The 14,957-nt window shown below is 38.3% G+C and carries 14 protein-coding genes; 1 reads left to right on the top strand and 13 read right to left on the bottom strand.

Annotated features, from left to right (window positions below; translation table 11 throughout):
• Positions 1 to 41 precede the first annotated feature (41 nt).
• On the bottom strand, positions 42 to 953 hold the full coding sequence (locus tag MKY13_RS05020; protein ID WP_191698334.1) for an ATP-grasp fold amidoligase family protein: 912 nt from the start codon (positions 951 to 953) through the stop codon (positions 42 to 44).
• Positions 954 to 1,815: 862 nt separating this feature from the next.
• Between MKY13_RS05020 and MKY13_RS05015 the strand changes: the two genes are divergently transcribed.
• Positions 1,816 to 2,142 carry a hypothetical protein gene (locus tag MKY13_RS05015; protein WP_339215575.1) on the top strand — a complete coding sequence of 109 codons (327 nt, stop codon included), beginning with the start codon at positions 1,816 to 1,818 and terminating at the stop codon, positions 2,140 to 2,142.
• A gap of 27 nt (positions 2,143 to 2,169) precedes the next feature.
• Here MKY13_RS05015 and MKY13_RS05010 read toward each other — a convergent pair whose 3' ends face one another.
• The 12 genes from MKY13_RS05010 to MKY13_RS04955 form a co-directional block, all read right to left on the bottom strand.
• Positions 2,170 to 2,301: a transposase gene (locus MKY13_RS05010; protein WP_191698336.1), complete on the bottom strand. Its 132-nt coding sequence runs from the start codon at positions 2,299 to 2,301 to the stop codon at positions 2,170 to 2,172.
• 156 nt (positions 2,302 to 2,457) lie between these two features.
• Positions 2,458 to 4,011 carry a ribonuclease Y gene (rny, locus tag MKY13_RS05005; protein ID WP_191698337.1) on the bottom strand — a complete coding sequence of 518 codons (1,554 nt, stop codon included), beginning with the start codon at positions 4,009 to 4,011 and terminating at the stop codon, positions 2,458 to 2,460.
• Between the two features lie 724 nt (positions 4,012 to 4,735).
• Positions 4,736 to 5,800, bottom strand: a complete 1,065-nt coding sequence (recA, locus tag MKY13_RS05000) for a recombinase RecA (RefSeq protein ID WP_191698338.1) — start codon at positions 5,798 to 5,800, stop codon at positions 4,736 to 4,738.
• Positions 5,801 to 5,967: 167 nt separating this feature from the next.
• Complete coding sequence (locus MKY13_RS04995; RefSeq protein WP_339215572.1) at positions 5,968 to 7,227, bottom strand: competence/damage-inducible protein A; 1,260 nt, start codon at positions 7,225 to 7,227, stop codon at positions 5,968 to 5,970.
• Positions 7,228 to 7,377: 150 nt separating this feature from the next.
• Complete coding sequence (pgsA, locus tag MKY13_RS04990) at positions 7,378 to 7,956, bottom strand: CDP-diacylglycerol--glycerol-3-phosphate 3-phosphatidyltransferase (protein WP_339215569.1); 579 nt, start codon at positions 7,954 to 7,956, stop codon at positions 7,378 to 7,380.
• Positions 7,957 to 8,002: 46 nt separating this feature from the next.
• Complete coding sequence (locus MKY13_RS04985) at positions 8,003 to 8,896, bottom strand: helix-turn-helix domain-containing protein (protein WP_339215567.1); 894 nt, start codon at positions 8,894 to 8,896, stop codon at positions 8,003 to 8,005.
• Between the two features lie 54 nt (positions 8,897 to 8,950).
• Positions 8,951 to 9,739, bottom strand: coding sequence for a DUF3388 domain-containing protein (locus MKY13_RS04980; RefSeq protein ID WP_191698342.1), 789 nt, complete (start codon positions 9,737 to 9,739; stop codon positions 8,951 to 8,953).
• 203 nt (positions 9,740 to 9,942) lie between these two features.
• Positions 9,943 to 10,200, bottom strand: a complete 258-nt coding sequence (locus MKY13_RS04975; RefSeq protein WP_191698343.1) for a DUF3243 domain-containing protein — start codon at positions 10,198 to 10,200, stop codon at positions 9,943 to 9,945.
• A gap of 49 nt (positions 10,201 to 10,249) precedes the next feature.
• Positions 10,250 to 10,978 (bottom strand): SDR family oxidoreductase, encoded by a 729-nt coding sequence (locus MKY13_RS04970; RefSeq protein WP_339215564.1) that lies wholly within the window; start codon positions 10,976 to 10,978, stop codon positions 10,250 to 10,252.
• Complete coding sequence (locus MKY13_RS04965; RefSeq protein WP_339215562.1) at positions 10,975 to 12,279, bottom strand: pitrilysin family protein; 1,305 nt, start codon at positions 12,277 to 12,279, stop codon at positions 10,975 to 10,977. Before MKY13_RS04965 ends, MKY13_RS04970 begins: the two co-directional genes overlap by 4 nt.
• A 3-nt stretch (positions 12,280 to 12,282) precedes the next feature.
• On the bottom strand, positions 12,283 to 13,545 hold the full coding sequence (locus tag MKY13_RS04960) for a pitrilysin family protein (protein ID WP_339215560.1): 1,263 nt from the start codon (positions 13,543 to 13,545) through the stop codon (positions 12,283 to 12,285).
• A gap of 451 nt (positions 13,546 to 13,996) precedes the next feature.
• Complete coding sequence (locus MKY13_RS04955; RefSeq protein ID WP_191698347.1) at positions 13,997 to 14,956, bottom strand: ABC transporter permease; 960 nt, start codon at positions 14,954 to 14,956, stop codon at positions 13,997 to 13,999.
• Between the last annotated feature and the right edge of the window lies 1 nt (position 14,957).

Below are 14,957 nucleotides of genomic sequence, written 5' to 3'. Positions count from 1 at the left end.
CCTCCTTGCAAATTAAAGTAATGAAATAATTTAGAGCATCGTTACGATTTTGACCGAGCAATTGAAATAGGTTGTTTACGTTTTCCGATATTCAACTCAAGCCATTGCCCAAGTTCTCGGTTCGCCTGCTCATGAATATCGATATTCAGGCAGGCATCAGGTGTAAAGCTCAGCTTATTAAAATAAATTTTCTCATCCACGATATTCAAATCGACACGGACATACGTAAATGGTTTACTTAGCTTTTTAGCAATTGCCAGTAGATCTTCCAGCTGTTTTGGCTTAGATTCTGAAATCTCATAAGGAAGCTTTTTCTCAATATATCCCGTATCTTCCCAATCGGGTGTCAGCATAACCGATTGCTCATTTCGTGTATTACGTTTTAATGCAAGTTCAATAATTTTAGGTTCTCCATGGAAGCAATGTATTTTGTATGCATTGGAAATGTCGCTTCTTGAAGGCTCTATATATTTCTCAATAATAATTCTCGGTTTAATCTTTAAATAATGAGGTTCCGCATTAATAAGTGCATAGTTCGTCGCCATCATTTCTGCTAATTGTAACCTCGTTTTTTGGTAGTCCAATTCTCTTTTATTCTCGCAAACAATTGTAAACCCAGAGCCATGCGTGCATTTCATAACGAATTTCCTTGGTAATTGCTCAAAAATAATATCCTCTATTTCTTCAAAAATACCGATAATCGGTACTAATAAATGGCTATATCCGAGTGCAATCATATATTCTCGCATCTTCACTTTATCCGTAAACCTCACTTTGAACTCTACATCCTCAAACAATTTAAGCCACATAAGCTTCTCACTGAAAGTTTGCGGATTGTCCAAATTCAAACTATGTTTAAACGTTTTCCAGAACAGCAGTTTACTTGCAAAGACCGGGGATAATTTCACAATCTGCGCAAAAGTAAAACGCTTTGCTTTTAAAGTTGTTTGCATTAACTAACCTCCTCTTTCACATTACTAATAGTCTTCAAAGATTAGTGGAATGAAAGTGAGTGTGAATAATAATGTAGATGTAGTGCAGTTAAATTTATATTGATCGCTTAAAATATTGCTGTTAATAGATTATAAAAATAAATTTAATGATTACAGAAAATACCATAACTTTCTTTTTTAATATTATAGTCACGAGTGATTTAATATATACCTAATATTGTAAGATTTCTCTCTATTAATTATTGAAATGCCAAATAGCACCCGCCTGTTAGGAGATGGATGCTACTCTATATTTTTTAATGTCGATTTCACTCGAAATACCATTTCTACTGAAGGTTTTGATAAAAATGGACAGCATTCGTCAGTACGTTATTTTTTATTGGAAATCCAAAAATAATGTAGAATGATGTCATCAACATATTTTAAATAAGTCGTTTTTTGTTTAAAAAATTCACGAAAAATAGAGTATACTACATATAAGTATTATGTAAACTAACTTTCTCTATGAGCAATAATTAATTATTTTAAAAAAATTTTCTTTAACAAATTTTAACATCATTTCAACCTCATTTCTTCAGTGCAAAAAAACCTCTTCCATCAACCTGTTTTAATCCTCTCAACAACGAACCATTTTTGTCCCTTCACATGAGCACAAAAAGTCCGCTCAAAAAGATTTAATTATTTTTTTAATTATTTTTAAAAAGATATATTGTTGCGTTAAAACGCAACTGCGTGTTTTTTTTCTCTGTGCATTTCATAATCGGATCTCCCCAAAAAATTATTTTCAATTTGTATGTCCCTTTTTTTGATTTTGGAAGCCATATATAGGGCAAGACAGAATTCAAAGGATGGAGGTTGCAACATGCAATTATTAGAGAATGGTAGACAGCTATTTTTATCACAGGATTTAGCCGTACGTATCGGTATTGTGTTGGCCCTATTCCTTCAGCATCTGTATTACCGATTACAAACGCAAGATGTGGTGAAGGACGGAACATTTGGTACCGGCAAACTTATCAAGGGTGAGCAAAGCAATGCTCATTTATGGATGCAAAAGACCATATCCGACTGTATAGCTGATATAAGTTTGCTACAATATGATTTCTTTCTCTTTACTAGAAAATTAGAGAAACTATCCTCTACTCTACAGCTCCGTAATATTGATGATAATATTCTCAGCTTCTTCTGAATTAATAATTAAAAGAGTACTTTCACATTATTGTTTCGCCCAATTAAGAATTGCTTTGTGATCTGTTCCAATAGTTTTAGCAATTTCGTGTGAACTTTCATTGCCTTTTATGTATCGGAAGACTGCTTGTAGTTTTTCTTCTAATGTAAATTTAGCCATATAAAAACTACTCCTCCAAATGAAAGAGGTGTCTGACATTTGGGGAGCAGTTCAATAGCAGGGGGGTTCATTTCCATAAAAAAACTGTAGAAAAACTCAAGTTCTTTGAGTTTTTCTACAGTCTAAATTTAATTATAAATATCCAGTAGTTTTAGATTACTTCGCGTATTCCACCGAACGTGTTTCACGGATAACCGTTACTTTAATATGCCCTGGATAATCGAGTTCTTCTTCAATACGTTTGCGAATATCACGCGCTAAACGATGTGACGCAAGATCATCAATCTTTTCCGGTTGTACAATAATGCGTACTTCACGGCCTGCTTGAATCGCAAACGATTTTTCAACGCCATCATAGCTTTCCGAAATTTCTTCAAGCTTTTCAAGTCGGCGAATATAGTTTTCAAGTGTTTCACTACGTGCACCTGGGCGAGCGGCTGATAATGCATCGGCTGCTGCTACAAGTACTGCAATGACAGAAGTAGCTTCAGTATCACCATGGTGAGAAGCAATTGAGTTAATAACAACTGGGTGCTCTTTATACTTAGTTGCTAGTTCCACACCAATTTCTACGTGGCTTCCTTCAACTTCGTGGTCAATTGCTTTCCCGATATCATGCAGTAAACCTGCACGACGCGCTAATGTCACATCTTCGCCTAATTCAGCAGCAAGTAATCCTGCTAAGTGGGCTACTTCGATTGAGTGTTTCAATACATTTTGACCATAGCTTGTACGGTATTTCATACGACCAAGGATTTTCATTAAATCTGGATGCAGGTTGTGAATACCTACTTCAAATGTTGTCTGTTCCCCTGTTTCGCGGATTTGTTCATCCACTTCACGGCGGGATTTTTCAACCATTTCTTCAATACGTGCCGGGTGAATACGACCATCTTGAACTAGTTTTTCCAGTGCAAGGCGTGCTGTTTCACGGCGGATTGGATCAAAGCCAGATAGAATAACTGCTTCAGGTGTATCATCAATAATTAAATCAATACCAGTTAGCGTTTCCAGTGTTCGAATGTTACGACCTTCACGACCTATGATGCGACCTTTCATCTCATCATTTGGTAAATTTACAACGGACACTGTTGTTTCTGCAACATGGTCAGCTGCAAAGCGTTGTAGTGCAAGTGATAATATTTCGCGAGCTTTTTTGTCTGAATCTTCTTTCGCACGTGTTTCCGCTTCTTTTGTCATGACTGCAATATCCGTTGAAAGTTCATTTTCAACTTCTTGCAAAATAACCTCTTTTGCTTCTTCACGTGTCAGAGCTGCAATACGCTCAAGCTCTGTTTTTTGACTTGCAACAAGTTCTTCTACTTTGCTTTCCATCTGTTCAATATGCTGTTGTCTGCTTGCCAGAGCTTCTTCTTTACGCTCTAGGCTCGTCTCTCTTTTATTCAGAGCATCATCTTTGCGGTCAAGATTTTCTTCTCTTTGCAATAAACGGTTCTCTTGTTTCTGAAGCTCGCCACGACGGTCTCGAATGTCGTTTTCTGCTTCAGAACGAAATTTGTGAGTTTCATCCTTTGCTTCAAGTAGTGCTTCCTTTTTAAGAGCATCTGCTTCGCGTTTCGCATCTTCTACGATTTGCTCAGCTACATGCTTTGCACCAGTGACTTTTGATTCATTCACGTTTTTCATGTAAAAATAGATAACAGCAACACCGACAGCGAATCCTAGCAAAGCAGGGAGAATCATTTCCATAATACTAATCCCTCCTAAGCTGATATGTCTGATGTTCTTCTAGTCGGCTATATATGTTTTCGAATTTTCAAACATATTGCCTATTTCATTTCAAAATTTAGAAATTATACATTTTAATTGTATAGTTCATAATTAGGTATGTCAAGAATAGCCATGGTTAAAGGGGTTTTTATATTTTTAGGATTGGGTTGTTTCAGAGCATGCCGCGTCGAGGTGGAAAGTACTTGTTTATTGCGGTGGCACACGGCGACTGGGTTGGCAGGATTTTCTAATAAATCTTTAAAAGTTCTAATATATTTTTATTTGTGCTAATAAACTTTCGATTTTCTAATATATCCCAAACTTTTTTAGATATCTTTATCTTAAAGTGTCTCTTAAGACGTGTCCATTTTTCATACTAACCTCACTTTTGCTAATAAGTGAACCCCATTTTCCAATATCCCCATCTGATTTTCTAATATCAGGTGGAGATTTTCGAATAAAGAAAACAATTGTTCTAATAAAATCCCCGAAAGCATTCCCCAACGGTTTCCCCAGAGCAAAGTCAGACCAAGTTTCTAATATCCACCTCTAAACTTCTAATCTAACGCAAAGTTCTTCTAATAAATTTACACGCCGCACACTCCACATGACTAAATGAAGTCATTCAACCGCCCCAGCCCATGCACTCCCCCCTACCAAAAACAAAAACCCAAGCAAGAACACTCGCTTGGGTTCGCAAATATTATTTTTCTTCTTCAAATAATTCCAGTTCATCGATTTCTTCTTCTGCTGTGTCATTGGCACCGATTGTATAGCCAAGCTCGCCGATTCCGAAATGTTGACGGATTTTTTCTGTTACATCCTCTTTAATTGCAGGGTTTTCTTTTAAGAATTGTTTTACGTTTTCACGGCCTTGGCCAATTCGTTCATTATTATATGAATACCATGAACCGCTCTTTTGGATAATATCCAGTTCTGCACCGATGTCGACGATTTCACCTTCTTTTGAAATCCCTTCACCGTACATAATGTCTACTTCTGCTGTACGGAATGGTGGAGCTACTTTATTTTTAACAACTTTGATTTTCGTTTTGTTACCGATAATTTCTGTACCTTGCTTAATCGCTTCACCGCGACGTACTTCTAAACGGATAGAAGAGTAGAATTTAAGGGCACGTCCACCTGTTGTTGTTTCCGGATTACCGAACATAACTCCGATTTTTTCACGAACTTGGTTGATGAAAATAGCAAGCGTATTTGATTTGTTAATAACACCTGATAATTTACGTAATGCCTGAGACATTAAACGCGCTTGAAGACCCATGTGCGAGTCACCCATTTCGCCTTCAATCTCTGCTTTTGGTACTAATGCTGCTACAGAGTCGATTACGATAATATCAATCGCACCAGAACGTACTAATGCTTCCGCGATTTCAAGTGCTTGTTCACCTGTATCCGGCTGTGATAATAGTAACTCATCTATATTAACGCCTAATTTTTGTGCATATACCGGGTCAAGTGCGTGCTCAGCATCGATAAATGCTGCTGTACCGCCATTTGCCTGTATTTCTGCGATGGCATGTAATGTAACTGTTGTTTTACCAGATGATTCTGGTCCGTATACTTCTACAATACGTCCACGTGGGTAGCCGCCTATACCTAATGCTGCATCAATTGCGATAGAGCCTGATGAAGTTGTCTCCATATGTCGGTTGGAATTTTCACCTAACTTCATGACAGAACCTTTACCGAATTGTTTTTCTATTTGTTTTAACGCCATGTCTAACGCTGCTTTACGATCGCTCAAACTATTTCCTCCTTAAGAAAAAAGCTTTATTTAACTTATGTCTCTATTATACTTGCTAATGAGATAACATTCAAGAAAAAAGCGAACATATTTTCGCTTTTCCTTAGAAATCTTCTGAATGCCTTATTTTCCGCTTCCAAATCTACATTTTTCCACAAAAGCTTAAACTAGATTAGCTTTTTATAACCTAGTTTAGCCAGTTCTCTCATTAAATAGCTAAATGTAAATTTAACGGCCCTGATTCGATTCGTGTTTCGGGACCCTGTTAGCTGCAAACGATATGTGAAAGGCTCATGGTCGCCGATACTAATTCCTACCCAAATGGCTCCTGCAGGTAGACCGTCATGACTGCCTGGTCCTGCAGCGCCTGTTAACCCTATACCGATATCTGTATGGAATTTTTCTCGAACTTTCGTAGCCATTGCAGCTGCACATTCACTGCTTACAATGCCATATTCTTCGATAAGATCCGCGGAAATGCCGAGCTGTTCTATTTTTGTTTCCTTCGTATACGTCACAACGCCGCCAATTAATGCAGAGGCGACACCAGGGACCTCTGCCAGCTCTGACTGGAACAGACCGGCAGTTAAACTTTCTGCGGCAGAAATCGTTAATTCATTTTCCAATAACATTTGGACAAGATTAAAGCCAAGTGATTCATCATTAACCCCGTAAAAATACTCTCCGACGATATCTAAAATTTCACGTTTCTTTAATTCAATTAAGCGGAATGCCTGCTGTTCATTTTGCGCTTTCGCTGTAATTCGTAGTGTCACTTCCCCATCTGAAGCAAGCGGTGCAACAGTTGGATTCGTTTGTTCATCCAATATATTCTCGATACGATCTTCCAGTTCTGCTTCCCCAATGCCATAAAAACGCAGTACATGCGATAAAATAACGCCACCATCATGTAAAAGTGCGGCTAACTTCGGTTTCGTTTCGTATTGGAACATTGGCTCCAGCTCTTTTGGCGGTCCTGGAAGCAAAATATAAATGCGGTCATTGTCGGATAAGAACATGCCTGGTGCCATGCCATGCTGATTCAGCAGTACATCGCAGCCTTCCAATACAAGCGCCTGTTTGCGGTTGTTTTCTGTCATAGGACGTTTTTGTTTTGAAAAGAACTCTTCAATCGCATAGAGTGCAGTCTCGTCAAATACTAAATTTCGATTTAAATGCCTTGCAATTGTTTCCTTCGTTAAATCATCCTTTGTCGGTCCTAACCCGCCGGAGAAAATAATCAGGTCTGCTCGCTGTTCTGCAATATGGATTGCCTCGAGAAGCCGCGCCTCATTGTCCCCTACAACGGTATGATAATAAACATTAATCCCAAGCTCAGATAGTTGGCTTGAAATAAACTTTGCATTCGTATTGGCAATTTGCCCCAATAACAATTCCGACCCTACCGCAATAATTTCTGCATTCATTCAAAGACCCCCTTATATAAAGAAAAACTAGATTAGAAAAACATCATCCCGTACAAACGTGCGGGAATTTGTTTTATCTTAATGGATTCATAATACTACTATTCCTATCCATAAAGAAAATCTAACCTAGTTTTTTGAAATTTATTTATTTTATTTCGAATCCAACAGTACACGACGGTTAATGTAGAAATAATCCCATCCGGACCATACTGTAAAGATCAGGGCAACATAGAGCATAATCATATCAAATGGTATGCCAACTAAAGTAAAAATTGTGTTGTGTAAAATCAATGCGGAGATTGCGACAATTTGGGCCCAAGTTTTAATTTTACCGAGCTGATTTGCGGCCACCACTTCACCTTGACCGGCCAAAATCAGTCGTAAGCCTGTTACTGCAAACTCACGCGAAATGATGATAATGACAATCCAGGCAGGCGCTAATTCGATTTCCACCAATAATATAAAAGCAGCTGAAACGAGCAGTTTATCTGCAAGCGGGTCCAAAAACTTCCCAAAATTCGTCACTAAATTATATTTACGGGCATAATAGCCATCTACCCAATCCGTTGCTGAAGCGAAAATAAAAATCAGTGCGCCTACAAAATAGTTCACTTGCATTTCCGCGCCAAACAGCGTCATATTCCCCCAACCGAAATCAAACATCATTACAATCACAAATACTGGGATTAATAAAATGCGGGAGACTGTTATCTTATTTGGAATGTTCATTTGTTAACACCTTTCATCGAAAGAAAAGAGCCATCTTAATAGATGACTACTCCCCTTGTTGTTCATTCACTAATTTTAATATGACATTTTGCGTCATACGATCTTGTGCATATGTTAATTCTACATCATTTATATATACTTTAGCCACTTTTGAATTTCCTAAACGAATTCTAGCATAGCCATCTGCTGTGGAGTCATTTTCTACAATATCCCCAGCTTTGTAAACAGTGGCATTAACCTGCTCCTGGCGTTGTTCATTACGAATGCCAACCCAAGTTTCGCCTGACACTTCAACACGAACTTTCAATGAATCTGTTCCAGATACTTCAAATGTTGTATCTTCTCCGGAAACGACTCCTGAGCTAATTGTTTGTGCAGGTTCAGGTTCTTCTTCAACCGGTTCTTCTACTGGTTCTTCATCTTCTTCGTTGTTTTCCTCTGTATCTTCTACAGGTTTACTCGGTGTTGAGTTTGGATTTTGTTCATATTCAATCGGTTTATTATCTTCTTCTACTACATCTGGAACACTACCTATTTTTTTCATAGAAAGTGTAGTAATCACAATGATTATAACAATCGCAAATAATGCTACTATTATTTTAGGCATTGTTTCCATCATCTTATTACTTGATGTTGCCTTCATTGAACGGCGACTTGGACTTTGTGAGAAAGACTGTGCTACCTCTTCTTTCTGAATCTCCGGAATATCTTTGCGATACTCGGTTAAAATTTCATCCGCATCCAATCCAACAGCCTCTGCATACTGCTTAATAAAAGCTCGTACATAAAATGAACCCGGCATAATCGCATAATTGCCTTCTTCTATTCCAATTAAATACCGCTTTTGAATTTTCGTGATATTTTGTAAATCTTCTAAACTATAGCCTCTAGCTAATCTCGCTTCTTTCAAGCGAGCTCCTAGTTCTGTCAAAAAAAACACCTACTTTTAATATATTGAACTAATTAATTCATAATAAAATGAATTACTATTTTTCTAAAATTCAAACCCTCCAAAATGATCCGTACTTGATAACATATTATTCTTTTCAATAATTTCATAAGTAATTTCTTCGTCCGGATCGTGACGTAATTCAATAATGTAATCGAAATCTTCTATTTTATATGATGAATGCTGTACGAAAAGATCTGGATGTTCAATTACTTTAATCGTCGGCATTCCCATGATTTCTCGAACTAATTGCTGGTGTCGTTCGTCAGTTGTACGACGCGTAACAGCACCATCTAAAATAAATATATTATTCCCATTAAACTCATCGCCCATTAAAGCATTTCGGACAGTTTGTTTAATCATTGTAGAAGAAATGAAAATCCATCTCTTATTGGCACAGACACTTGCAGCAACAATCGACTCTGTCTTTCCTACACGAGGCATACCACGAATCCCAATTAATTTATGACCATCCTTCTTAAATAATTCCGCCATAAAATCAACTAAAATACCTAATTCATCCCGGACAAATCGGAATGTATTCCTTTCATCGGCATCCCGTGGAATATAGTACCCATGGCGAACTGCAAGCCGGTCCCGCAACTTTGGTTCACGAAATCTAGTCACATTAATATTTTCCATTGTGGAAACGATCGAGATAAACCGTTGAATTGATTCTTCGTTTTCAGTAGACAGCAACATACCGCGATGCCCTTCATCCACACCGTTAATCGAGACAATATTAACACGAAGCATCCCTAGTAGCGAAGCGATATCGCCTAATAAACCTGGTCGATTCACTTGAATTTCGTATTCAAAATACCATTCGCCCATTTTTTATCTGTCCCCTCGTAATAGAAACGTTTTTATTTCTTATAAGTTCCATCATAGCGGATTTTGTACCTATTGAAAAGTTAGAAACCCACGTTTTTCTTAGATTTCTTGAAATTATTTTAGAAAAACCTCTTGCAAAAATTTAAAGACCGAAAAAAATGCCGCTCACAGATTTTGTGAGTGACATCTTTTTCAAAATTCAATTAATGTGTTGGTTTATTTTGAACAAGTTTCATGATACAGCTAGCAATTGCTTGCTTTTCATCTTTCTCAGCAACTGACCATAAATCTGATAATACACGCTCTTGCTCATTTTGTGGGTCAACGTTTTTCGCAAGATACTCACCAATCTGAACTGCTGCCTTCTCAATCATTTTCGTAGGCATACCGCTTTCTTTTGCGTCAGATACTTGTTTACCTAAAAAGCTTGTCCATTGCTCCCAGTTTTGTAAAATTCCCATATGTTTTTCCCCTCCTCTCGCACAAATAGTATGTGCAAGTATCGGGAAATTATATGTACCATCCACCATTAATCCGAATTATTTGTCCGGTTACATAATCTGCCTGGCCGCTTAAATAAAAGGCCGCCATATTTGCAATATCACGAACCTCTCCAAATGTTTGCAAAGGAATTTGACTTTCAATTTCAGCCCGCTCTTCGATACTGAACTTTGCATTCATATTCGTATCAATAATGCCTGGAGCAATCGCATTAACGCGAATGCCATTATACGCAACTTCTTGAGCATAGGCTTTAACGAAACTATGCTGGGCACCTTTCACTGCGGAATAGGCAACTTCCCCGGCAGCACCAACATCGCCCCATATAGAGCCGATGACAAGCACATAGCTGACTTTATTGGCACGCAGTTTACTTGCCAGTAACGCTGTTGTACGCATTGGATTTTGCACGTGGACATGCCATAGCTTCGTCATTTCCTGTGCAGGTGTATTTTCCAATAAGTCATAAAACGCATGACCATTTGCAAATACTATTGCTTGCAATGAAAAAATTTGTGCCGCAATTTGTTCGGCCCCGGTGTCACTGCTGAAATCTGCTTTTACTGGCATAAACTCCTGATTCGGGTACTTGTCGTTAAAAGTACGGAGCATACCGTCAATGACAGTATGCCCAGTGTGGTAATGCAGATAGAGTGACCAGCCATCCTGTGCCAATTGCTGACAAATTGCTTGCCCAATCGCACCGGATGCACCGCACACTAATGCAAATTTCTTCATTTTTTATCGCGCTCACTAATCGGTAAAATCGTAAACACTGTTTGTTGATTCTCACCTTGAATCGTTTCAAATGCTTTTGCAATATCTTCTACTGTAATCGTTTCAAGTACCGGCACAACATCAAATAAGTTCATATCATTAAATTTATAGCGTGTAAACTGGTTGGCGATAAACTCGATTGAATTCAGTGCGCGCAGGAAGAATCCAATTTTTTTACGTTTAATTCGCTCTACATCTTCTGTCGTGAATAAGTTTTCACCTTCAGCCTGTGCCAACTTCTCTTTAATCAAGTTAACAAGCTGCTCCGGCTGTTCTGTATCCGATCCAATTAACGCAAAGCCAAAGCCGCTTTCCAATGTAAAATCATATCCATACGACTCATCAATCAGGCCCTCTTCATATACATCTGTATAAAACGAAGAAGCACGCCCGAATAAGCATTCTACGGCAATTTGTACGGCAAGTTCATGCTTGAGCATTTCTTCGCCGCTCAGGTCGACTTGTTTAGCCTTTAATCCAACATAAACTTTTGGCTTTTGAACATCCATGTGAAGAACGCGTTCTGATGTTGCAACATCTGTAGGCTCTTCATCAAACATTCTCTTTATATCAGTCGGTTCCGGGAATGTCTTTTTACTTTGATTGTCTTCAATAAATGCCATCATTTCAACAGGATCTACTGCCCCGATAACAAACAGCAGCATATTCGATGGATGATAAAATGTGTTGTAGCATGTGTATAAATGCTCTGCCGTAATACCATCAATCGATTCAATCGTACCGGCGATATCAATTTTCACAGGGTGATTATGGTACATATTTTCAATTGCACCAAAATATAAACGCCAATCTGGCTGATCATCGTACATCGTAATTTCCTGTCCGATAATCCCTTTTTCCTTATTAACTGTTTCCTCTGTGAAATAAGGTTCTTGAACGAAATTCAGTAATGTCTCAGTGCTCTTGTATATATGATCTGTTGCTGAGAATAAATAAGCCGTTCTTGTAAACGATGTAAAAGCATTTGCTTGTGCGCCTACTTCACTGAACTTTTGAAATACATCACCATCTTCTTTTTCGAACATTTTATGCTCCAAAAAGTGGGCAATCCCATCTGGAACGGTAATCGGCTCCGTCTCTCCAAGCGGAACAAAAGTCCGGTCAACCGAACCATATTTAGTCGTAAACGTAACAAATGTTTTAGAAAAACCCTTTTTCGGCAAAATATATACGTCTAATCCATTATTTAGTTGCTTATAGTATAATGTTTCATCTAGTTGCTGGAATTCAATTGTCTCCATGGATTACTCCCCCTTACCGCATAAGAAATACGTTGCTTGCAATTCGATTTGCTGCGCCATTTTCTGCACATCTTCTTTTGTGACAGATTGCCAGCGCAATGTCCACGTATCTAATGTAAACGGCTCGTCTAAAGTTTTATACTGGTCAAAAATTTCAATTTGCCCACGAGGCGAATCTAATGCTTCTTTTAACTGGTTAATAAGCATTGCCTTCGTTTGCGCCAATTCTAAATCAGAAATTTCACCGTTTTGCATCGCTTTTAACTGGTCTTCAATTAAATTGCGTGCCTTCTCTTCATTTGCCGGCTCAATACCTGAAACAACAAATAATAATCCGTAGTGTGAAGCATAGGAGCTTGAGGCATAATAAGCTAAGCTTTCTTTTTCACGTACATTCATAAATAATTTTGAATGCGCATAGCCGCCAAAGATGCCGTTGAAAATTTGCATTTTCGGGAAATCTTCATCTCCGAATCGCACTGGTGTCGAGTAGCCGATATGCAGTTTCCCTTGCTTCATTTCTTGCGTTTCTTTTGTATATGGTTCAACTTTTGTCGAAGTCGTATCTTCTTTAGTCGGTTGTGGTACATTACGGTCAGCAAATGGGAAGGCTGCTTTTAACTGCTCCGTCATTTCTTGAACATTAATATCACCGACAACATAAATATCGATCACATCATTTGCGATCATCTCTTCATATGTTTTTGTAAGTGATTGTGGTGTGATCGCTTTTACTGTTTCAATTGTTCCGTTCGCAGAAATAGACGCTGCGCTATTTGGACGCATAATTTCTGTTAAACGTTTTTGTGCATAGCGCGATTTGTCATCAAAAATCGATTGGATACGTTGGATGACCATTTCTTTTTCACGTTTTACAATGGCCTCTTTAAATACACCGTTTTCAAAATTCGGCTTAAAGATGGCTTCCTGAATAAGGCTAATTACCTCATTTAATACATTGCCATGCGATAAATATTGGTCATTCACCGTTTCGACATTTAATAGTACCGTGTGCTCTTGACCGCGCTTTGTCGTATCAAAATACAATACCGTCCCAAAAAGGTCATCTAAATAGCTGCGGTAACTAGCCGCTGTTGGAAATTTCTCGTTACTGTGCTGTAGTACATTCGATAATACCGTACGTTCTGCCGCTGTTTCTTCATTTAATGGCGCTCTCCACTTGATCGAAAAGTTCACCGTCTTAAATTGAGCGGTTTGTCGTATATGAAGCGAAACACCTTTCGCAATTTCTGTCTTTAAAAACAAAAAAACTCCTCCTGACTACCTCTTGAATATGGATAAAATTGCTTCTTCTCTACTATACATGTGTTGCCTTCATTTATGCAAAGTTATTATACGTACTAAGTGTTCCCTAAATCGTGACAAATATGAACAAAAAGTATTAGCTGTTTTAAAAAATGATTACTTTATACTTTCCGGGCAATATGTTCTACTTTTCTGTGAATAGTTTCAACTTTTGCATCAGAGCTTTCTACTTTCACACGCTATCTGGCTAATTAATTCAGCGCTTTCTACTTTCCGAGCGATTCGTTCTACTTTTCTGTGAATAGCTTCCACATTAGCCGCAAAAATTTCTACTTTCTCTTCAATCCGTTCTACTTCCTCACACTACCCGGCTAATAAATTCACCGCTCCCACTTAATCCACAAAAAAACCGCCTGCACAAATGTTACTTTGTACAGGCAGTTATTAAAATTTATCGTTTTCCTTTAATATAAGGAACTCCTGATGCTTTTGGAGCTACTGCTTTACCGATGAATCCTGCCAACGCTAAAATTGTCAGTACATACGGTAACACTTGCAGAATAACGGATGGAATATCCTGAACGAAAGGAATATTACCTCCAGCGATACTCAATGTTTGGGCTAATCCGAAGAACAATGCAGCACCTAATGTACCGAGTGGATGCCATTTCCCGAAAATCATCGCAGCGATCGCAATGAAACCTTGTCCTGCTACTGTAGAACCAGAGAAATCACCAGATGCTGTCATCGCTAATGAAGCACCACCAACACCTGCTAATGCGCCGGAAATCATTACGCCGATATAACGCATTTTTGCTACGTTAATCCCCATTGTATCCGCAGCCATTGGATGTTCTCCTACCGAACGAATACGTAAACCGAATGGCATTTTGTAAAGAACAAACCATGCACCTACCGCAACAACCAATGCGATAATGGTTGTGGAATATACATTCTGGAACAATAGCGGACCTAAAAACGGTATATCTGATAAATACGGTATTTCAAAACGTTGTAATGGCGCTGAAACCATATCTGTTTGACCTTTACCATAAATTAATTTCACTAAAAATACTGTTATCGCTGCAGCAAGCATGTTCGCTGCTACACCTGTAACTGTTTGGTCTGCACGGAACGTTACAGCAGCAACGGCAATAATTAACGAGAAAATTGCTCCTGCCAATAATGCAGCTAATAAAGAGAGCCAAATGACATTTTTCCCAAAGTCAGCATAGTATTCTAAGTTTACATAAATACCTGTAAATGCACCGACAATCATTAACCCTTCAACACCAAGACCAATTACCCCAGCACGCTCCGAGAATAGAGCCCCGATACCTGTTAAAATAAGCGGTGTTGCGTATAAAAGAGCGGAAGGGACGATAAAGTATAACACTTCTAAAAAGCTCATG

The sequence above is a fragment of the Solibacillus sp. FSL W8-0372 genome, from assembly GCF_037969735.1.
GTDB classification, from domain to species: domain Bacteria; phylum Bacillota; class Bacilli; order Bacillales_A; family Planococcaceae; genus Solibacillus; species Solibacillus faecavium.
Note: the sequence above shows the minus strand (reverse complement) of the source record. Positions and strands in the feature narration are given on the sequence as shown.